This window comes from Nostoc sp. C117, assembly GCF_043099735.1.
Taxonomy (GTDB): Bacteria; Cyanobacteriota; Cyanobacteriia; order Cyanobacteriales; family Nostocaceae; genus Nostoc.
This window is the reverse complement of sequence record NZ_CP170991.1, coordinates 7251973-7273519: the sequence shown is the minus strand read 5'-3', so window position 1 is coordinate 7273519 and position 21547 is coordinate 7251973. Positions and strand designations below refer to the sequence as shown.

Sequence of the window (21547 nt, the reverse complement as noted above, 5' to 3'; positions counted from 1 at the left end):
TAAATCGGTGTTAAATCCCATGACAATATACTTTTATAGCACTCGTGAACAATATGGCTGTTTCTCTAACTTTTCACCCCACGGCTTTGAGTTAGATGGGTTATATTGGCCAACTAGCGAACACTACTTTCAAGCACAAAAGTTTGTGGGTACGCCTCATTACGAACAAATCCGCCTGGTTAAAATGCCTAAAGATGCTGCAAGAATGGGTCGTGAGAGAACCCGTCCACTTCGTCAAGATTGGGAACAAGTCAAAGACGAAATTATGCGCCAAGCCGTACTATGTAAATTTAAAACTCATTTAGATATTAGGGATATTCTACTTTCCACAGGTAATGAAGAAATTGTTGAAAATTCTCCCATCGATTTTTACTGGGGTTGCGGAGCCGATGGTAGTGGTAAAAATATGTTAGGAAAAATTTTAATGGAGGTGCGAGAAATTCTACATCATATCGACAGTAGAGATGTTGATAATAGTACTGTAAAATAATATTGTTACGATGAAGACTTACTCCAATACTAGAGTCTTAAAACAAAAAGCAGACTATTCAAAGTAATCGATAATTAAAGTGGCAATCTTCACAAGAGAAGTAGTTTAGTATTCATGCTGTGGTCAACCAGGATCATGAAAGATACATTCCGGTTTTGGGAACACTAGATTTACCACCAGACTTAACAGGAAGGGGTTGATGTCTAAAGACAGATGGAATAATAGATCGAAAAATACAGTTCCCCTGCAACTACCCATAACATACCTAAAACCAGTGAAGCGCAATACAATTACCCATAACTTTGACCCTGGTTCACATGCAGAAATACTACTTCCACAGGAAAGTGACGATCGTTTATCCGAAGCGTCTCGGTTACTACGACAAGGTATTCAACAGCAGCAAGCTGGTGAATTAATCGCCGCGATGAAGTCGTTACAACAATCGTTGGGACTATTTCAGGCAATTGGGGATGTTCAAAAACAAGCACAGGTACTTTCTTTTTTAGGATTGGTAACTTATAGCGCAGGGGACTACAAGACTGCCATATCCTACTCTCAACAGTGTATGTCTTTGAGCCAGCAGACCTCAGATTTAGCATTGCAGATGCAAGCACTTTCCCATTTGGGCAATGCATACCGTCATTTAAATGACTATAACAAGGCTATTGAGTTTCTGGAAAAGTGTTTGAAAATAACCCAGCAGCTACAAGATAAACGAAGTCAAGTAGCAGCACTAAATAATTTGGGATTGGTATATAAATCTTTAAGTAATTTTACACAAGCTATTGAGTATCAGGAACAAAGCCTAGAAATTGTGCGCGAACTCAAAGATAACTGGGGCGAAGAGCAGGTACTTAAAAATTTGGGTAATGCTTGGTATGCTTTGAACAATTATCCCAAAGCGATCGCCTATTATGAACAGTGTGTAGTATTAGCACGGTCTTTAAAAAATGTTCGCAGTGCTTCTCAAGTGCTAAAAAATCTGGGTTATGCTTGCTATGCCTTAGGTGATTATGTCAAAGCCATTAAGTATTATGAAGAGCGGTTGCAATTAGCCAAAGAAATTCAAGACAAGCGTAGTGAGGAACAGTCTTTAGGTAGTTTAGGAGTTGCTTGCGAAGCTTTGGGTGATTATAACAAAGCAATTACATATCATGAAGAACGTTTGCTGTTAGCTAGGAATATCAAAGATCGACGCAGTGAAGAAGATGCTCTTGCTCATCTGAAAGCTGCTTGCTACGCCTTGGGTGATTATGCTAAAGCCATGCAATACCAGTAAACAACATTTCCAAATAGTTAAAAAGCAAGACAGGGAAACAATTCCAAATTCCAAATTACTCGCACACATCCGTTTCGCCCATTGTTTTTTGTTGCTGGAGATATACGAGAACTTCTAATGTCTCTACTTGGGGGAATTGTGCGTAAAAATTACTAACACTTGAGAAAGCTTCTGGTGTCTTCAAGACAATTATGCGATCGCCCCATTGATTTAACCAGGGTAGCAATTTTGGTGGCGCGACTGGAGTACACAGCCAAACAGCTGCCGGAGAAAGGGCTTTGACGGCAATTGCTGCTACCGCTATAGTCATACCTGTGGCAATGCCATCATCAACTAAAATGAGCGTAGCATCCTCTGCATTCACCTGGGGACAAGCAGAAATTAATTGCCTCTCCAGAAACTGAGCTTGCTTGATGGCTTTATTTAAAGCTATTTCTCGCCAGCGCACATCATCTTTAAAGCGAAATAGCTTTTGCTCACTCCAGATAACATTTCCACAAGTAGTCACTGCACCAATTGCCAACTCTGGGTTTTCTGGATGGCTAATTTTTTTCGCTACAATTATCGTCAACGGACAACCCAAAAGACGTGCTATTGGTGCTGCTACTGGTACACCACCTCTTGGCAAAGCGTAAACAATTGGTACAGGCTTTACCCCAGAATCAATAGTTTGCTGAGTCAAAACATTATGAATCACTCGCGCCAATTCTTCACCCGCATGGGTGCGATCGGCAAAAAGTGGGGTATGTGACATAAGTTTCCCCCAGCATATTACGACGGCACTACTTTTATCATGACTGAATTATGTCTCAAATTAACTGATAAAATAAGATTTGTATAAATAATAAGTATTCAGTAAAAGTCTATTTTTGAAGTCTATTTCTGATAAGTCTCTAAACAAAGACATACTTAAGTCATATAAGACAGCTGGTGCTAATACCAAAATCCTAATTTTCATGAGCAGCGAAACCCAACTCAGCCTCTTCGACGATTCAAGCTTTAACCAACGAGATCTGATACCTACTGATTCTAAAATTCCTATCCCTCCTGGAACTTATTCCACTATCACTGAGTTGACTGAGCATTGCGATCGCTGTCACCGTTGTGTACTAGGAGACACTCGTACTCATACTGTTGTCGGACGTGGCAATCTCCAAGCACCAATCATGGTTGTGGGGGAAGCGCCTGGTCAAAATGAAGATGAAACTGGTTTACCATTTGTCGGCAAATCAGGACAGTTGCTGGAAAAAATTCTAGCATCTGTAAATTTGAGTACTGAGCAAGATGTATACATTGCCAATATTAATAAATGTCTCGGTGGTTATACCAGAATCATCACAGAAGAAGGTTCTAAACGACTTAACTGGATTGTCAAACATCAGTGGTCAGGTAAAGTGTTGAGTGTTGATAGTAATGGCAGCCTAGTTTGGAAACAAGTAACTGGTTGGTATCGGTCTGGGCTTGCAGGAAGGCAGCTTTACAAAGTCTTTTTTCCAGATGGTAAATGTAACAACAAAGGTGAAGTTGGCTATATTGCTACAGCAGATCATCAAGTACTTACCCGTAGAGGCTGGATTACCGTTGAAGAATTACAAGACGATGACTTAGTTGCAACTGGTACACCTGCTCCTGGAAGCAGAGGGTTGCAAGTATTACTAGGGTCTTTACTAGGTGATGCTTGTATTAGTTCCAGTGGTCAGTTTTTGGAAAATCATAGTATTCAACAAGCAGCTTATTTAAAACTCAAAGCAAGAGTATTAAATGGTTTTCGACCACAGTTAAAAGAATATCTAGCCAAGTCACAAAATGGCAAAACTTATCAATCTCTGAGCATGGGACTGGCAAAAACCTATTATTTGCACGACCTACGCGAGGAATGGTATCCCAATAATAAAAAAGATTTTCCCATAACAGCACTAGAAAAACTAGACAATTTTGGGTTAGCTATTTGGTACATGGATGATGGTTATTGGCGAAGAAAAACCAAAGATGGGCAAATAAGAAAAAGTATTGATGTTGAAATTGCTTTAGGAAACATCACACCAGAAACGGCTCAAAAAGTTGTTAAATATTTTGAGACTCAAGGCTACAGAACATACGCAGTTTTTAAGTCTACTTGGAGACTATTTTTTAGATATGGTGAAGGCATTCGCTTTTTAGAAAATATTGCTGAATACATTCCTGCGTCTATGCGATATAAATTGCCAGAGGAACTGCATAGTATTCCATTTAACATAGAAGTTTATCAAGAAGAAGCAGTTGTCACCTACTGGAAACCAGTTATTAAAAAACTATTACCACCAAAGCCAGATTTTGACGTAGTTTACTGTATTGATGTTGAAGACACAGCCAATTTTGTGACACCCGCAGGTGTTGTACATAATTGCCGCCCACCAGAGAATCGTGTACCTACTACACAAGAAGTGACGGCTTGCAAACCCTATTTACTAGAACAAATTCGCCTAGTTGACCCGAAAATCATTCTGTTAACAGGTGCAACTGCGCTCAAAAGTTTAACTGGCGAGAAGCAGGCAATTACGAAAATTCGCGGACAGTGGCTAGAGTGGGAAGGACGTTTGTGTATGCCAATTTTTCATCCTTCTTATTTGCTGCGTAACCCCTCCAAAGAAAGAGGTAGTCCGAAATGGCTAATGTGGCAAGATATTCAAGCAGTGCGTGCCAAACTTGATGAAATTCAGAAAATATAGATGAAAGCACTAGAGACTGGGAGATGGAGAAGTGTGGGGAGATTATAAAAAAGCTTCTCACCTTTGCCAAACCTCCCATACCTCCCACACTCCCTGCTTGCCCCATCCCCAATACCCTTATCGGTCTTGCTGTCTGGTGAGGTATTCTAATACTGTGCCAATTCTGTCTAGTGCAGCGCTAGTAGTACGTTGGTACTCTTCAAGCCGTGCTTCGGTTTGTAGTTGCCGAGTGGTCAGGACTTCAAAGTTTTGTTGATGGATTTGGATTATTTGCAGAATTGCTTCTGTGGTAGCTCGCAGATCTTCTGTGGTCGCCTTTAATTCTACTACTGATGTACGGAGGTCGGCGTTAACGGCAACTTGCCTGTCTAAAGCGGCTTCGATGCGATCTAGGCGGTTTGGGGTGGCTTCGCTCATGCTGCTGAGTCCTGTTTGTTTTGCTGCTTAACTTATAGAGCATTAAGCAGTATTGTTGCGGTCAGGTTACTGACAGTTCGATTTTCGGATTTAGCCCATTCTTCGATCGCTTTGGCTATTTCCTGACAGATTAAGTATCACTCTTGTACTATAGCAACCCTAAATGATTGATGAGAAATCGATGATATTCAATGTACTTTAAATAACTTGTTTTGAAGGTATGTATTATGCAATATTAATTATGGCTTCAAAAATATATGTCAAATAGAACACTCTCGCCATCATAGTCCATTTAACTTTTTGGTTAATTTGATGGCTTATTCCGCTGCTTATGCTTATTTGCCTAAAAAACCATCTTATTGATACTTATCCAAAAGACTTGTCTGCTTTACCTCCTGCCATTTTTTAGCTTTGTCGAACTCACGTTTACTTAAGTAAGATTTTTGATTTCATATCCGAAAATTTCTGGTAAGGATCTGTTTCTTTTAAATATCTCAATTAAGTTGTTTCCTGTCCAAAGAATAACAGAGGTCATACGTGAAACGCATTGTTGAATTTCCTTCAGAAAACGGCGACTCGATTCTTGTGGAAGTGAATGAGCCAGGATTCGCTGACTCTCACTTTGGCATTACTGACGATCGCATCGGTATTCGCGAGCAGATAATTCAAAGGTCTACAAAGTCTTTTGAATCCGCCTTGGAAACAATTAAGCCTGTAGCTAACGCCATACTCACCAAAGTCGGTAGCCTCGATCAGCCTGCGGATGAAATAGAAATCAAGTTTGGTGTCAAAATTACCTCTGAATTTAAAGCTGTTGTAGCTTCTGGCACTGGCGAAGTCAACTACGAAATTATCCTCAAGTGGAAGCGAGAGATCGTAAAATGAGCCAACAATTAGAATTATCCGTTATCAGAATTTATTCCAATAGTGGCAACGTTATTGGCTCAGGCTTCTTAATTTCCGATAAATATATCTTTACTTGCTCTCATGTTGTGGCTTCAGCTTTGCAAATTCCTGCTGGTACTTCTGAAATGCCAACGGGTACAGTTAGCTGTGATTTTCCTACAGTAGATTATAAACAAAAACTAACAGCCAAAGTTGTTTTTTGGCTACCTCTCAACTCCAATCCGTCTGAATCTCAAGAAGATATAGCTGTCTTACGATTGGAGAACCCTTGCCCCAACCAAGCTAAACCAGTGGAATTACTTCCGTCTGAGAACGTATGGAAACATGAGTTTCTAGCTTTTGGGTTTCCGACAGGTAGATCCTATGGTGTTTGGACTGAGGGTGTATTACAGGGGGCAAATGCTAAAGGTTGGGTGCAGATTGAAGTTAAGAGTGAAAATAGCTATCGTCTAGAAGCAGGTTTTAGTGGTACACCAGTTTGGGATCAGAATTTACAGCGTGTGGCCGGAATGGCTGTAGCGGCAGAAACACAGCGCCAAGATGTCAAAGCTGCTTTTATTATTCCTACAAAAGTGCTGTTAGAAGCCTTACCTCAATGGATTAAGCAACAAGTAAATCTCTATGAAATGAAACCAGCTACTCAAAGCGCCAGGATTTTTATCAGCTATCACAGCCAAGAACCAGACATAAGTTTAGCAAAGCAATTTTACGATACTCTCAAAAATGCCGGACATGACCCATTCATGGCAAAAGAAAGCATTCAATGGGGAGAACAATGGTCGCAACGTATCGATAGAGAACTACAGCGTTGCGATTATTTTTTGCTGCTGTTGTCTGAGAAATCAGCAAACAGTGAGATGGTGACACGGGAAGTACAGCAGGTGAAACGATTGCGGGATTTACGTTCTAATCGTAAGCCGGGGATTTTGCCAATCCGCGTTAACTTCCCTTTAAGTGCCCCGCTTAATTATGAGTTACGTGGCTACTTAAATGAGATTCAACAGCGAGAATGGAAGTCAGATGCAGATACTCGGCTGATTTTGCAAGATTTATGCAAACTTTTAGCCAACGTCAATGAAAGCGAAACGTTTGATGAGCCTGTAGAGGCAGAATTGCCAACTATATTACCTGAAATAGAAAACTTACAACGTCCCCCCCTGCCAGCAGCAGAACCAGAATTACCTGAAGGACAGGTGGATTTGGCTTCTACATTTTATGTGGAACGTCCTCCCATCGAATCTGACTGCTATAAAGAAATTTTGAAACTGGGTGCTTTAATTCGCATCAAAGCAGCAAGGCAGATGGGTAAAACTTCAATCATGGCAAGGATTCTACATTATGCACGACAGCAAGGCTATAGCACTGCTTCATTAAGCTTTCAACTAGCAGATAGTAAAGTATTTACTGACCTAGATGAATTTTTACGTTGGTTTTGTGCTAGCGTCGGTCGTAGATTGGGATTACCAAATCGTTTAGCTGAACACTGGGACAAGATGTTTGGTAGCAAAGAGAACTGCACATCTTACTTCGAGCAGTATTTGTTATCTTCCATCAACCAACCATTGGTATTGGCATTAGATGAGGTGGATTGCGTTTTTCAACAACCCAAAATTGCTAGTGACTTTTTTGGGCTATTACGGGCTTGGCACGAAGATGCAAAAAGTCGGGATATTTGGAAAAAACTGCGATTAGTAGTAGTCCATTCTACTGAACCCTACATCAGTATGGATGTAAATCAATCGCCGTTTAATGTCGGTTTACCCATTGAACTGCCAGAATTTAACCGCCAGCAAGTGTTGGATTTGGCAAGGCGATACGGTCTCAATTGGAATATTACCCAGGTTGAGCAGTTAACAGCAATGTTGGGAGGACACCCATATTTGTTAAGGGTGGGACTTTATCATATTTCTCGACAACAAACTACATTGGAGCAGCTACTCAAAATTGCTCCCACGGATGCTGGAATATTTAGTGACCATTTAAGACGACATTGGTGGAATTTAAAACAGCATCCAGAACTAATGGATGCGATCGCACAAATTGTTAGCACAACTCAGCCAGTGCAATTAGAGCCAATATTGGCATTCAAATTAAAGAGTATGGGGTTGATAGCTTGGGAAAACAATCGTGTGATTCTTCGCTGTAATTTGTATCGTGAATATTTCCACCAGCTAACCCACAGTGTTACTGCACAACAATCCGTTGAGAATCAACCAACCAACCCAGCACCAAACCCATCACAACAATTGCCTCCAGTACAGCCAGCAAACCCAGCACCAAACTTGGTTTATGAATATCAAGTCGGGGGAAGTCTGCCAGCCAATGCTGCCACTTATGTAGAACGACAGGCAGATAAAGATTTATATGATGAATTAAAAGCTGGCAATTTCTGTTATGTATTGAACTCTCGGCAGATGGGTAAATCTAGCTTGCGAGTACGAACCATGCAAAAATTGCAAGCAGAGGGAATTGCCTGTGCTGTAATTGATTTAACAGAAATTGGCAGTCAAGAACTTTCAGCAGAGCAGTGGTATGCAGGTATAGTTAGGCGTTTGGAGCGAAGTTTCCAGCTTTCAGGGAAGTTTAACTTTAGCAGTTGGTGGAGCGATCGCTCTCATATTTCTCCAGTTCAGCGTTTGGGTGAATTTATCGATGAGGTGCTGTTAGTAGAAATTTCACAAAACATTGTCATCTTTATTGATGAAATTGATAGCGTTCTTAGTCTGAAGTTTCCCACTGACGATTTTTTTGCTTTGATCCGCAATTTTTATAACCAGCGTGCCGATTATCTAAAATATCAACGTATCACCTTCACACTATTGGGCGTGGCGACTCCTTCTGATTTTATTGAAGACAAAAAGCGCACGCCATTTAATATTGGTAAGGGAATTGAACTTAAAGGCTTTCAGTTGGAAGAAGCCAAACCGTTAGCTATGGGATTGGCAGGCAAGTTTAAAAATCCCAAAGAGGCGCTGCAAGAAATTTTGCAATGGACTGGTGGACAACCGTTTCTTACCCAGAGAATTTGCCAACTTCTTCAAACAGATAATCAGCGGTTGAGTGTTGATAAACTGGTGAAATCGCGCATTATCGAAAACTGGGAAGCTCAGGACGAACAGGCGCATTTGCGGACAATACGCGATCGCATCTGGAGGAATGAGCAACGGGTGAGCCGTCTACTGGGACTATATCAGCAAATTTTGCAACAGGGTGAAATTGCTACTGATAATAGTGCTGAACAAATAGATCTCCGGCTAACAGGCTTGGTGGTTCAACAGATGAGTAAATTACGAGTTTATAACCGCATTTACCAGTCTGTGTTCGCACTCGACTGGGTAAAGAAGGAACTAGCTAAACTGCGTCCTTATGCCGAAGCTTTTAACATCTGGGAAGTTTCCGGTTATCAGGAGAAATCTTACCTGTTGCGTGGACAGGCGTTGCAAGATGCTTGGGAGTGGTCAACAGATAAAGGCTTGAGCGATCTGGATTATCGTTTTTTAAGTGATAGTCAGAAATTTGATAGTCGAGAAGCTGAACGTGAGAAACAGGTTTTAGAAAAAGCACAAAAGAAAGCGCGCCTCATCATTAGAGGTGGCTTTGTTGGACTGTTTGTGATTTGCGTTGTAGCTGCGGGAATAAGTTGGTGGGCAAGCAAGACAACTCAAGAGGCTGAACATAAATTGAAACAGGCTCAAGGCCAACTTCAAGACACTCAAGACAAACTTCAAGAGACTCAAAAGCAACTTCAACCGGCTCAAGGCCAACTTCAAGAGACTCAAGACAAACTTAAACAGGCTCAACAAAAACTTCAAGAGACTCAAGACAAACTTAAACAGGCTCAACAAGAACTTCAAGCCCAAATTTCTACTACAAATGCTCTCAATGAATTAATATACAGTAATTATGATAATGCCTTGAGCTATTTTAAACAAGCTATTGAACTAAATCGTAATAACTCTTGGAACTTCTTTAAAAGAGCAGAAACTTATATTAAAATAGGCGATAATTCTAAATCAGAAGGAAATATTAAAGACGCTATAAACAGTTATAAAAACGCTCAAGAAGATTTGAGAAAAGGCAGTGAATTAGGCATACCAAATATAAACAAAGATTGGGTACAAAATATGCAAAATGATACTGAAGAAAAATTGACTAATCTACAGGAAAGTTTTGTGAATTAGCGAAAATCCATAGAAGGATTTGAAAATTACTGCCAAATATTTACATATCTGCGGGATAGTTAGTGCGATCGTATTCTCATTTTGTTAGAGGATGTTTGAAAAGTCCTTTTTTTGGTATCAAAAGTCTTAGATCCCCCTAAATCCCCCTTCAAAAGGGGGACTTTGATTCCGGTTCCCCCCTTAAAAAGGGGGGTTAGGGGGGATCTAAACGTGCCTAAAATCACAGCGAAAAACTTTTCAAACAACCTCTTAGATATTTTTAATCTCGGCGTTTTTTTTGATTTTATTTCTCGATTCTCAATCAATCTTAGCGTAGGCGTAGCCCGCCACAGGCATAGGCATTTTTGGTTAGTTAGGCACAATATTTTCACGCATCAATTGAGAATGAAAGCGATACGCGATCGCCCTTGGCGAGGCAAAGCCTATCACGCAGATAAGTAAATATTTGGCGCAGCTTGACAATGGAACGGTATTAACAGACTCTCACAAATACATAAATAGTGGCAAATAATCCACATCTAAAATTTGCTCAACGGTATAAGGACAACTTTGTGGGAAACAATTTAACCCACTTTTCTTTTTTGCTTGTCGTAATGCATCAATGTAAACTTCATCAAGTACCAATACTTGTCGGGTTTTGGGGAAAAGGGGAAAGGGAAAGGGGAAAGAAAAAACCTTTAACCTTTACCCTTTAACCTTTTCCCCAAACCCAATTCCGAGTTAAAAATGCTTAACCGAGCAGTATTGCATCAAGTACTGTGAGCAAATAATTATAGAGGTTTTTAGATTTAGTTAATTTTCTCAGTTCCACCCGAAAATTATCAATTTCCACCTCCCAATGATTTTTACAATCAGGCAGACTCCAATGTTGATACAAAAGCAGATGTTTGAGAAGTTGTAGTAGATAACTTTCAAGCTTGTGTTTCTGTTCGTTACCGAATGCTGCAATCTCCTCAATCAAATGCTCCCAATCAAGACGATCTAAATCTCGTTCTTGCAATTGTTTCAATGTAGTTTCTAACCACAATTGATAATCTTGTTCGTAGAGAATTTGAGTGGGTATTTTAGACATTATTTAATGTTCTCATAATTCGTTTATTTACGCACACTTCCAGCCTGACAATCGCGTAACCAAACTTGAACTCCTTGAGCGATCGCACCATTACTGCTATCGCGTGGCGGTGACGGTGGCTGCTTTTTTGGATAAGCACCTGTTTGAGAAAACATCATCACTAGACGCCAACCACTATTAGTTTTAGTTAACAACAGCCAGTGAAATTCTTGCAATTCTACCGCTGTCTTACCTATATATTGACGCTCTAAGGTGGTAAAAAAAACTTGCTCGACTCCTGAAGCAGAACTTTCAGGAGTAGCTGTACTATATTCTTCAATGTTAAGGGGTAGCGCAGTAAACTCAGGTCTTCCTGCTACCAGCATATAACTATATAAGTCAGCACTGCGACTGCGACGACGAGCGCGTTGGTTCGCACGGTTGGCGTAACTAGGTAAATCTTGTAATAACTGTGTTGTTAGTGTTTCTAAATCTTGTTCAGAACACAAAGACTTTGCCTCAGTGTTGATGTCTGCCGTCTGTGCCTGCAAAGAGCGATTAGATTCAAAAAGTAAAAAGTAAAAAGTAAAAAATAAAAAGATAATCAGCGTAAATAAATTTACACGGCTCAGTAGATTTTTATTTATAAGATTTCCCCTTGTCTTCCTATCTCCTTGTCCCCTTGTCCTCTTGCTGACTTCTGCCTTCATGCGATCGCACTCAAATCTTCATAAATCCTCTTCCAAGCTAACTCAGGCTCAGCAGCAGTAGTAATCGGACGCCCAATCACTAGATAATCTGCACCAGCGATAATTGCTTGTGCTGGAGTGAGCGATCGCTTTTGATCGCCTTTATCCGCCCAAGTCGGTCTAACCCCCGGACAAACTAGCAAAAAATCATCTCCACAAGTTTGTCGTAGCTGTGCCACTTCCTGAGGCGAACAAACTGCTCCATCCAACCCCGCCTCTTGAGCCATCAATGCCATTTCTAAGGCGTATTCTGGCAATTCTAGAGGAATCTTTAAATCAAAGGCTAGTTGTCTAGCAGAAATGCTCGTCAACAAACTAATGGCAATTAACTTCGGTGGTTTTACACCCGCTAGGGCAGCTCCCTGGTGTGCTGCCTCAGTTGCAGATTTGAGGGCTTCCATACCACAAGTAGAATGAATTGTCAATAAATCTACCCCATAACGAGCGGCAACTCGGCAAGCTCCAGCTACGGTGTTGGGAATATCGTGAAACTTTAAATCGAGAAAAATGCGCTTTTGTTTGGATTTTAATATTTCTAGAATTTTTGGCCCACTGCTGGTAAACAACTCCAAGCCTACTTTCCAGAAAGTAACATCCTCAAGTCGATCCACAAGGGCGATCGCACTTTCTAAATCTGGCACATCCAAAGCTACAATAACTCGTTGTTTTGCCTGTTCCCTTATCCTCATTCTCTACTCCCACTCAGCCATTTAAGGCACTAAACGAACAAACTTGTTTTTTCCAACTTGTAAAACTTTACCTTGTAGCTCAGCAACACTAGCGAAAGTAGTATCGACATCAGAAATGCGATCGCCATCTAAGCGCACTCCACCTTCTTGAATTTTCCGCTTGCCTTCTCCTGTACTTTTACACAAGCCAGTGGCATTGAGCAGATAGGCTAACTTTACGGGAAATTGGGACACTCCAGCTAGAGAGAATTCTGGAACTGCACCTTCCTTACCGCCGCTTTGAGCAGCTTCTTGAGCTTCTTGGGCTGCTGTTTCGCCGTGATACTGTTTAACAACTTCCCATGCTAAAAGTGTTTGGCGATCGCGGGGATTTTCTGGCAGTTTGTCTAAAGGTAAATCCGTCAACAATTCAAAATACTGTTCCAGCAGATGATCTGGGACTCCTTGTAACTTCTGATACTTTTGTCCTGGATGTTCTGATAACCCAATATAATTACCTAAGGACTTGGACATTTTTTGTACGCCATCTGTACCAATCAAAATCGGTAACAGCATCCCAAACTGAGGATTTTGACCAAAATGGCGCTGTAAATCTCTACCTACAGCAATGTTAAATTTTTGATCGGTTCCTCCTAATTCCACATCTGCCTCAACAGCAACGGAATCAAAACCTTGCATCAAGGGGTAGAGGAACTCATGGATAAAAATCGGATTCTCTTTTTTATAGCGATCGGCAAATCCTTCTTTAGCCAACATTTGCCCCACCGTCATCGTCGAGAGTAACTCTAAAATTTTCTCTAAGTTGAGCTTAGAGAGCCATTCAGAGTTATAGCGCACTTCTAATCTTCCCGGTGTGTCAAAATCCAAGATAGGACGTACTTGGTCAAGATAAGTCTGAGCATTTTGGGCTACGTCTGCTTCCGTAAGCTGACGACGCACCTCAGATTTACCAGTTGGATCGCCGATCCGTGCTGTAAAATCGCCAATAATTAGGACTGCTGTATGACCTGCATCTTGAAAAGCTCGCAGTTTTCGTACTGGTATGCTATGACCTAGATGAATATCAGTACCTGTAGGGTCAATCCCCAATTTGATCCTCAAAGGTTGGTTGGTAGTCAATAAGCGCTTTTCTAGACTTTCGCTGTTAACATCAACTGGTTGTGGGAAAACTTCTACTACACCACGACGCAGCCAAGAAAAATCTTGCATCATAGTAGAAAATGCACTGTTAGCTATGCTTTGCACACTAGAAGTTAAGTTGGTTATAAACACTTGCAATTTATCCACTTTCTCATCTGCCAAACTACTATAATTGCAAAAAATTAACCGCCTTGCTTCGCCCAATCAATTACAGTTAAATTTACAAATGAGGAAGTGAAATCGCCGTGTCGTCGTCTAGGACTTTTGAAAATAAGCAGCCACAACGTCAGGCTTCATCAGGTTTTGAGTTTTTGAAAGGAGTCGGTCAGGTAACTGGCGGTACTCTCCTCTCAATGACCATGTTGGCAAGTTCCATTGTAGCCGGAGGACTGGTTGGTTTAGCCATTAGTTTCCGTAATTTGCCAGATGTGAGACAGCTACGTAACTTCTTTCCCTCAGAAACGACTTACATCTATGACATTAAGGGTAAACTGTTAGCCAGTGTTCACGGAGAAGCTAACCGGGAAGTAGTTCCCTTAGACAGGATTTCCCCGAATCTCAAACGGGCAGTATTGGCCAGTGAAGATAGTCACTTTTACGATCACCACGGGATCAACCCCACTGGTGTTGGCCGAGCTGTAGTAGTTAATGCTGTAGCAGGTGGAGTCCGAGAGGGTGGCTCTACTGTTACTATGCAGTTGGTAAAAAACCTATTTTTGACTCACAAACGTGCTTTTACCCGGAAATTAGCCGAGGGAGTGCTAGCAATTCGCTTAGAGCAAATCCTCACCAAAGACCAAATTTTAGAAATGTACCTCAATCAAGTTTATTGGGGTCATAACAACTATGGTGTACAAACGGCAGCACGCAGTTACTTTAATAAGTCAGCGGAATATTTAAACTTGGGCGAGTCAGCAATGATGGCGGGTTTAATCCAAGCACCTGAAGAATTCAGCCCGTTTGTGAGTATGAAACTGGCAAAACAGAAAGAAAAAGAAGTTCTGGGACGAATGCTGGAATTGAATTGGATCAGCCAGCAAGAGTACGATGATGCCCTGAAAGAAGAAATCAAACTTGGTAAGATCAAATCCTTTCAAGGTAGTGCCCTACCTTATGTAACAAATACTGTAGCCCAGGAGTTGGCTAAGAAGTTTGGGCGTGACGCACTACTCAAAGGTGGGATGCGGGTACAAACTACAGTTGATGCTAACTTCCAAAGGATGGCAGAAGAAACTGTCAGTAAGTGGCATAAATCACTCTTAGACCAGGGATTATCAAAGAATCAAATGGCCTTGGTGTCAATTGATCCGCGCACGCATTTTATCAAAGCACTCGTGGGCGGGATAGATCCTAAGACCAGTGAATTCAATCGTGCAACTCAAGCTCAGCGCCAGCCCGGATCTTCTTTTAAACCGTTTGTCTACTATACAGCTTTTGCTAGTGGGAAGTACACCCCAGACTCAACGGTGGACGATTCTCCAGTCAGTTATCGAGATGGCAATGGTTGGTACTTTCCCAGAAATTATGATGGCAGTTTTAGGGGATCTATGCCAATTCGCACAGCTTTAGCCCAGTCACGCAATATTCCTGTGATCAAAGTTGGTAAGGCTATAGGTATGAATAGAGTCATCGAAACTTGCCGAACCTTGGGCATTATGAGTCCAATGGAGCCTGTTACTTCCCTACCTCTAGGTGCAATTGGTGTTACACCCTTAGAAATGGCTAGCGCCTATGCGACATTTGCTAACTATGGTTGGCAATCACCACCGACTGTAATTGCCCGTGTTACAGACAGTAGTGGTAATATATTACTAGATAACACCCCTAAACCCCAGCTAGTTCTAGATCCTTGGGCATCAGCAGCTATTATTGATGTGATGCGATCGGTAATTACTGAGGGTACAGGTAAAAGTGCTGCTATTGGTCGTCCGGCAGCAGGAAAGACAGGAACTACATCATCAGAAAAAGATATTTGGTTTGTTGGCACTGTACCACAGTTGACTACTGCTGTCTGGGTGGGAAGGGATGACAACAGACAATTAGCTGACCATGCAACAGGGGGTGTGATGGTAGCTCCCATTTGGAAAGATTTTATGGAGAAGGCACTTAAAAATGTACCAGTAGAAAATTTCAAATCGCCTTCCCAGTTTCCTCGACCCAAGTCCAATTAAAGTTAGGAGCGATCGATTATGAGTTATGAGTTTAGTTTATTGAGAACTCTTAACTCTCAACTCCTAACTTATGTTAGACCTGTTTTTCTAACTCAGCTTTCATCCGTTCTAAAGTGAGGTTCATTTGGTCAAACATTTGTTGTGGGGTGACACCGAATTGACCTAACTGGGTTTTTAGTTGCTCTACTGTCATTTGCGCCATGAAATCTTCTGATAGCTCGAAGCGCTTCATAAAGATGCGATACCGATCCATCATGGCTTCCATTTGCTCAATAAACAGCTTTTTCCCCTCACGGTCAAATTTACCGTAGCTATTGCCAAGCTTGATCAGTGCTTGATAATCATCAAACAGCTGTTTTGCTTCTTGCTGAACTATCTCAGAATCGAAGAATCCCATGTTGCTTATATTAAACTGAGTGCCCAGACTCAGTAGCTTAACAGTTTTACTTCTATGCTTTATTTTAGTCTAGGAGAGTAATTTAGTAAGCAAACTTCGGTTTTAGTACGGTTTGTTACCGAAATTTCAACACTTGACTTGAGAACGTTTACCGTCTTTAAATGCACTTAATAAAGCTGCTATACTCAAAGCTTTCGCAATTGATTTAGGATTAGCCTTTTCACCTGGTTGAATTTTCAATTTGGAAGCACATTTCAACGCTAGTGAATCTTGCGGATTAAGTTTTAATGCTTGAGTTATGTAAACTCTGGCCATTCCTAATAATTTCTGTTGCAGATGCACAAAACCTAATAAGGCATAATAATCACTGTTATTTGGCTCTAGCTTGATGGCATCGCGCAGTTCTTGCACAGCTAAGGTCCATTTGGTTAGTCTCGTATATTCAATAGCTCGCTCATAGTGACGTTGAGCATAGTTTTTCAAAACTGGTTTGACATTAGTGTTTTCACATAATGTCGGTTCAACAGTTTTGACTTCTACCTCAGGAATGATAGTGAGAGGTTTTTGAGGTAGAAACAGGTGAGGTTTATGCAAGTCTAAGTAAACTAAGTTAAGTGTACTAATTTGTTGCGTTACTTGATAAAACTGATGGAGTGATTTGTATTGAGCTTCTGCATAGCAGGCGATCGCTTCTTCGTAAAATAATTCTGCTTCGGGTGTAGACATTTCCCTCATTTCCTGAGCTATGGCACTTTCAGAAGACAAAGCTTGCTGCTGCAAAACTCTTGCTTCTGAGAGGAGTGTGGCGATGGCGGCATAGCGCTTGTGTTGATGTTTCAGCTGTTCATAAGCTGGGTTGATTAAATGACTAAATATAGCCGTGGCTAATTCTTCATCTGGATTGCTGCTTTTGGTGTGGCGATCGGGATGCAGCAGTTTTGCTAAAGTGTGGTAGCGTTTGAGAATCTGACGATCTTCAGCAGTCACAGAAATTCCTAGCACAGCATAAGGATCGCAAAGCTGTTCAAGCCATTTTGGCGGTAGGAAAGTCTGTGACATCGTAGTAATCCGATCCCCTAAAAAATTAAAATTAGCATCAAAGCTGAATGCACAGTTATGTGAAACTTACTCAAGTTTATTCTCAAACAACTAAATCGTGGGACTTTCCACCCAAAAGTCACCAGGGAAATATAGGATAGTTGACTAAAATGAATTTATCTGAGCATTAGTCAAATAGCTAGGATAATTACCATACGTGTATTATTCATTTGAGATTTCCAATTGCTTAGTACAGCTTGAGGTAAAGTCATGGCGAATTGAGGGTTGAAATTTTAACGCAAAGGGTGTACAGGTAAGCCCACAGAGACGCAGAAAATTGACTACAGATTGAGAAAATGTTGTATTTAGGCTGTCTTATTCTAGAAACTATGGTGTTGGTAGATTTATTAGGAATATGTTGACTAAGCGCAAAAGCCGAAGTGTTGCTGCTGTTCTAGCTTTTTCTGGTACGTTGACAATTTCAGGATTACATAAATTTTACCTGGGACAGCCGTTGTGGGGTGTTTTGTATGTGTTGCTTTCCTGGACGCCTATCCCCAAAGTAGCTAGTGCGATTGAGGGAGTTTGGTATTTAGCCCAAGACGAAGAAGCTTTCGATCGCAATTTTAATCTAGGGAAGTCAGCCCCAAGGAATTTAGATCGGGTGAGTAATCAGGTAGGAGCGATCGCTGATGCAATGCGAGAATTAGATGCTCTACGCCAAGATGGACTAATTTCCGAATATGAATTTGAGCAAAAACGCCGCCAATTGCTAGACCAGATTTCTTGAGGTAAGCAACAATCATGAGTAACTGGCTACCTTTAAACCCCAAGCTGCAAAAACTCCGCACCAAGCTTCTCAACGATCCCTACTATCGCCTACAATCTGGGGAAGAAATTCAGATAGCGGCAAAATTAGGTATCCGCATTGATGCTAATCAAGCAACTGTAGATGACTGGTTACGTCTACCAGGTTTGTCTATTCACCAAGCGCGATCGCTTGTGGAACTTTCGCGTTCCGGCGTTAAATTTTACTGTATTGAAGATATCGCTGCGGCTTTGGGTATGCCAGCGCCGCGACTAGAACCATTAAAACCTCTATTAAATTTTAGTTACTATGACCACGAATCTTTAGATCGTCTGACGCACTTAGTTAATCCGAACACAGCAACAGTCGAAAAATTAGCAGAAATTCCATTTATGGATTTATCTTTAGCAGAAGCAGTAGTGCAAAATCGCCAATCTGCTGGTCTTTATCATAACCTGGCTGATTTCCAGCAGCGGTTAAAGCTACCTGGTGATACGATCGCTCAGCTGATGTATTTTCTCCGTTTTTAAACTTTCTATATAATGCTCAAGCTAAGTTTATAAATTGATATTTAACTTTGAGAAATAGTCAGTTGCCAAAAAACAACTGACCACCAATTAATTAAATAAACCCAATGCGATCGAGAGGCCAAAATCGAAATGCCGCTCGTCCGATGATATTTTTTTGGGGTAAAAAGCCCCAATAGCGAGAGTCGTTACTATCGTTGCGGTTATCTCCCATAACAAAAAATTGGTCTTCGGGAACTTTCACTGGTTGATACGGCTGATTTGGTGGTTCAGCAATGTAGTCTTCTGCTAAGGGCTGACCATTCAGGTAGACTTTGCCGTTAGAAACACTAATTATCTCACCAGGCTGACCAATTACTCGCTTGATGAAGGCTTGGTCTTTAGGATATCCCCGACGCTGTAGTTCTGTCGGTGGCTGAAAGACAACAATATCCCCAGTTATGGGGGGGTGAAAGTGATAGGAGATTTTTTCGACTACCAAGCGATCGCCAGTATGTAAGGTGGGTAACATTGAGTCAGAAGGTATGTACCGAGGTTCGGCGATAAAAGTCCGGATTACGAGTGCCAAACATAAAGCGATCGCAACTAAAATCAGATTTTCTTGCCAACTACGCCATACTTTTAATGAGGTACGTTCTTCTTTTGCATCACTTTCGTGAGGGGTCATAAAAATTTCTAGCCAATTTAATGAAGTGGGATAAATACCTTGATTATTTTGACTCTAAAGGTATACTGATAGACAAGCTAATTTTTACATCAACTTATACATAGATTAAATAATACAGCTATTGTTTAGCATAAAGCCAAGCAGTGTTTAAAAGAGCATAACTTGATGATTAGGATTCCTAGATAAATAATTAAAAATAAAAAATCCTAATTCTAATTGCTGCAATTATAAGGCAAGTTACTAGCTAATTTTTAGTTTTACATTTTGCTACTAAAAAAGCTAGTTGCCCACTTCATACCCATATAATAAATAGTCGGTTTTTCTGGGAACAGAGAAAATCCAGCTGAGTCGAGTGTCATTAGTTAATAAAAATTTGATTTAAATGTATACTTAGTGTTTTAATCTTTGTGTGGTGTATTATTAAAATTTTACAAATTTGTTTATGACAATTAAATTAATTTAAGTAATTGTACGGTAACGGAGGATTTTAAATTGTATTATTAATAATGTATAAATCTATTGAATTATGGAGAAGAGCATTAGCAGATAAAAAGCCATTAGCAATTTTGGCTAAAATTTGACTATCAAAAATAGAGTTAAGCTGCCAACAAAATTATTTTTCCTAATTGGGTGAAAAATATCTAGATTAACGATTAAGTGCCTATTGGCAATGAGAAACTATATTGAATTAATTTCCGTCTATCTTTTTGAGAGAAATTACAAAACAACATTGCCTCAGTTAAAAATTTAACTTTTTCTTAAAAAGGAAGCGATAGCAGTAGGCAGTAGAATATATCTTATAAGTTATAAAACTAATAGTTTATTACACTCTTTTTTGCAGACACCTCTTTCCTTGTCATGTAGTTTTGTACGTTAATCAAATACTTGACGAAGCTGCCGATATCAAACTTTAATATCAGAAAGCTTTACTATCAAAAATCTAGTAGTCAAAAAGCGTAATTTATAGGTATGACAGCTTAGCTTATTTATTTGCAAAATTACCGAATTTCAAAGGATACTATGTAACTTAGCAGTCAGGTATCTGATAGTAGTTAGTTGACAATTATATTTAAGAGGATTTTGAGGTGTGATTAATTATCTAATTTTGTTCTTTGTTAGAGCTAGCGGTCAGAACCTGGAAATGCAGACTTCGCATTTTATCAGTAACTTGAGATTAAACAATAGCAATTATTGTATGTTCAGCGATCGTGCAAATTTAGAGCATCTAGATTTTAGTTAAAGCTGTATATTCTGAATTCTAATTTTTGGGATTAGACAAAGAAACTAGGCTCTAAAATTTATAAAAAATTATGTGTTATAAAGTACCGTCATAATTGTGGCTGATGGTTTGATCGTTGAAGGAGCTATAAAATGGAAAACAATAAGTCGTTTCTCTGGCCAGAAGGAATATTAATTGCTCTGCTTGCCTTAAGTGGTGTTTTTGGCGTTGGTTTTATGATGCTTCTAAGGCCAAATACTTCGGAGGCTCAGAGTAGACCAACTATTAACGTCAACGATGTAGCTGCAAACATAGGAACTCAGCAGCGAATTGAGAAATTCAAGGCAGTGATGCTTACGAGTTGGCAGCAACAAGCTCAAGTAAAAGGATTATCTTATCCTGTACCATCACGGTTTCAAGGGGCAATAATTGAATCAGCAAAACTGACTCAAGGTGAAAAAGTAATTGCTCTCACCTTTGACGATGGCCCTTGGCCTGAGACAACGAAGCAAGTCCTCGATATTTTGAAATCTAATAACATCAAAGGGACATTTTTTGTCGTTGGGCAGAACGTGAAAAATTATCCGGAATTAGCCAAGGAAATTGTCGGTCAAGGTCACATTATTGCTAACCATACTTGGCATCACTGGTATCACTTCTTTAATCAACAGGCAGCTGCTTTTGAAATTGACCGCACAGCTGATTTAATTTATCAAATTACAGGTGTTAAAACAACTCTATTTCGTCCCCCTGGTGGTGTGATGCACAATGGACTAGTTGCTTATGCCAAAGGAGAAAAATATGCTGTGGTTATGTGGTCAGCTGACTCCACGGACTATAAATTACCAGCTGTACCAAAGTTGATCGATAACGTCATGAAAGATTCACAACCTGGTGGTATTGTGCTGATGCATGATGGCGGTGGTAACCGTTCTAGAACTATACAAGCTTTGCCAGAGATTATTAGCAACTTTAGAAAGCAAGGTTATCGGTTTGTCACAGTCCCCGAACTTTTAGAAATCGAAGATACGCAGATAAAGTTACTTGCTAATAAAAAGTCATAATTATTAATGATCAGTTTTTAATTATATCATATCTGCTTAAAAACTT

18 protein-coding genes and 3 pseudogenes are annotated in these 21547 nt (G+C 40.3%); 11 read left to right on the top strand and 10 right to left on the bottom strand.

The window, feature by feature from the left end; all coding sequences use genetic code 11:
• The first annotated feature begins 19 nt into the window (after positions 1-19).
• Complete coding sequence (locus tag ACFG4S_RS31095; protein ID WP_392532724.1) at positions 20-490, top strand: NADAR family protein; 471 nt, start codon at positions 20-22, stop codon at positions 488-490.
• A gap of 199 nt (positions 491-689) precedes the next feature.
• A complete protein-coding gene (locus ACFG4S_RS31090; protein ID WP_392532723.1) occupies positions 690-1769 on the top strand; it encodes a tetratricopeptide repeat protein in 1080 nt (359 codons plus the stop codon).
• A gap of 55 nt (positions 1770-1824) precedes the next feature.
• Here ACFG4S_RS31090 and ACFG4S_RS31085 read toward each other — a convergent pair whose 3' ends face one another.
• Entirely contained in the window at positions 1825-2523 is a 699-nt protein-coding gene (locus ACFG4S_RS31085) for a phosphoribosyltransferase (protein WP_392532722.1), read from the bottom strand.
• Between the two features lie 202 nt (positions 2524-2725).
• Here ACFG4S_RS31085 and ACFG4S_RS31080 point away from each other — a divergent pair.
• From ACFG4S_RS31080 to ACFG4S_RS31070, 3 pseudogenes are all read left to right on the top strand, one after another.
• Positions 2726-3115 (top strand): annotated as a pseudogene (locus tag ACFG4S_RS31080) (uracil-DNA glycosylase family protein); the annotation flags it as partial.
• A gap of 48 nt (positions 3116-3163) precedes the next feature.
• Positions 3164-3793, top strand: a pseudogene (locus ACFG4S_RS31075) (hypothetical protein); the annotation flags it as partial.
• Between the two features lie 282 nt (positions 3794-4075).
• A pseudogene (locus ACFG4S_RS31070) lies at positions 4076-4477 on the top strand (uracil-DNA glycosylase family protein); the annotation flags it as partial.
• A 117-nt stretch (positions 4478-4594) separates the two neighbouring features.
• Here ACFG4S_RS31070 and ACFG4S_RS31065 read toward each other — a convergent pair.
• Positions 4595-4894: a hypothetical protein gene (locus ACFG4S_RS31065; protein ID WP_392532721.1), complete on the bottom strand. Its 300-nt coding sequence runs from the start codon at positions 4892-4894 to the stop codon at positions 4595-4597.
• A 537-nt stretch (positions 4895-5431) separates the two neighbouring features.
• Between ACFG4S_RS31065 and ACFG4S_RS31060 the strand changes: the two genes are divergently transcribed.
• Both ACFG4S_RS31060 and ACFG4S_RS31055 read left to right on the top strand, forming a co-directional pair.
• Positions 5432-5779, top strand: coding sequence for a CU044_2847 family protein (locus ACFG4S_RS31060; protein WP_392532720.1), 348 nt, complete (start codon positions 5432-5434; stop codon positions 5777-5779).
• A complete protein-coding gene (locus tag ACFG4S_RS31055) occupies positions 5776-9981 on the top strand; it encodes an AAA-like domain-containing protein (RefSeq protein WP_392532719.1) in 4206 nt (1401 codons plus the stop codon). The genes ACFG4S_RS31060 and ACFG4S_RS31055 overlap by 4 nt, the downstream gene beginning before the upstream one ends.
• Before the next feature lie 483 nt (positions 9982-10464).
• Here ACFG4S_RS31055 and ACFG4S_RS31050 read toward each other — a convergent pair whose 3' ends face one another.
• From ACFG4S_RS31050 to tyrS, 5 genes are all read right to left on the bottom strand, one after another.
• On the bottom strand, positions 10465-10605 hold the full coding sequence (locus ACFG4S_RS31050) for a DUF29 family protein (RefSeq protein ID WP_392532718.1): 141 nt from the start codon (positions 10603-10605) through the stop codon (positions 10465-10467).
• 106 nt (positions 10606-10711) lie between these two features.
• Positions 10712-11053, bottom strand: coding sequence for a DUF29 domain-containing protein (locus tag ACFG4S_RS31045; protein ID WP_392532717.1), 342 nt, complete (start codon positions 11051-11053; stop codon positions 10712-10714).
• Positions 11054-11076: 23 nt separating this feature from the next.
• Positions 11077-11742, bottom strand: coding sequence for a hypothetical protein (locus ACFG4S_RS31040; RefSeq protein WP_392532716.1), 666 nt, complete (start codon positions 11740-11742; stop codon positions 11077-11079).
• Positions 11739-12470 (bottom strand): orotidine-5'-phosphate decarboxylase, encoded by a 732-nt coding sequence (gene pyrF / locus ACFG4S_RS31035; protein WP_392532715.1) that lies wholly within the window; start codon positions 12468-12470, stop codon positions 11739-11741. The genes ACFG4S_RS31040 and pyrF overlap by 4 nt, the downstream gene beginning before the upstream one ends.
• A 21-nt stretch (positions 12471-12491) precedes the next feature.
• A complete protein-coding gene (tyrS, locus tag ACFG4S_RS31030; protein ID WP_392536121.1) occupies positions 12492-13682 on the bottom strand; it encodes a tyrosine--tRNA ligase in 1191 nt (396 codons plus the stop codon).
• A 173-nt stretch (positions 13683-13855) separates the two neighbouring features.
• Here tyrS and ACFG4S_RS31025 point away from each other — a divergent pair, with 173 nt between their 5' ends.
• On the top strand, positions 13856-15781 hold the full coding sequence (locus ACFG4S_RS31025; protein WP_392532714.1) for a transglycosylase domain-containing protein: 1926 nt from the start codon (positions 13856-13858) through the stop codon (positions 15779-15781).
• A gap of 73 nt (positions 15782-15854) precedes the next feature.
• Here ACFG4S_RS31025 and ACFG4S_RS31020 read toward each other — a convergent pair whose 3' ends face one another.
• Both ACFG4S_RS31020 and ACFG4S_RS31015 read right to left on the bottom strand, forming a co-directional pair.
• Positions 15855-16178 (bottom strand): DUF1825 family protein, encoded by a 324-nt coding sequence (locus ACFG4S_RS31020; RefSeq protein WP_392532713.1) that lies wholly within the window; start codon positions 16176-16178, stop codon positions 15855-15857.
• A gap of 126 nt (positions 16179-16304) precedes the next feature.
• Positions 16305-17237: a DnaJ domain-containing protein gene (locus tag ACFG4S_RS31015; protein ID WP_392532712.1), complete on the bottom strand. Its 933-nt coding sequence runs from the start codon at positions 17235-17237 to the stop codon at positions 16305-16307.
• Between the two features lie 394 nt (positions 17238-17631).
• Between ACFG4S_RS31015 and ACFG4S_RS31010 the strand changes: the two genes are divergently transcribed.
• Both ACFG4S_RS31010 and ACFG4S_RS31005 read left to right on the top strand, forming a co-directional pair.
• Positions 17632-18006: an NINE protein gene (locus ACFG4S_RS31010; RefSeq protein ID WP_392532711.1), complete on the top strand. Its 375-nt coding sequence runs from the start codon at positions 17632-17634 to the stop codon at positions 18004-18006.
• A gap of 14 nt (positions 18007-18020) precedes the next feature.
• The gene (locus ACFG4S_RS31005; RefSeq protein ID WP_392532710.1) at positions 18021-18554 is read left to right on the top strand and encodes a helix-hairpin-helix domain-containing protein; all 534 of its coding nucleotides are present in this window, start codon (positions 18021-18023) and stop codon (positions 18552-18554) included.
• A 91-nt stretch (positions 18555-18645) separates the two neighbouring features.
• Here ACFG4S_RS31005 and lepB read toward each other — a convergent pair whose 3' ends face one another.
• Positions 18646-19218: a signal peptidase I gene (gene lepB, locus ACFG4S_RS31000; RefSeq protein WP_392532709.1), complete on the bottom strand. Its 573-nt coding sequence runs from the start codon at positions 19216-19218 to the stop codon at positions 18646-18648.
• A gap of 1371 nt (positions 19219-20589) precedes the next feature.
• On the opposite strand from lepB, the gene ACFG4S_RS30995 reads away from it, so the two are divergent.
• Positions 20590-21501 (top strand): polysaccharide deacetylase family protein, encoded by a 912-nt coding sequence (locus tag ACFG4S_RS30995; protein WP_392532708.1) that lies wholly within the window; start codon positions 20590-20592, stop codon positions 21499-21501.
• Positions 21502-21547: the final 46 nt, after the last annotated feature.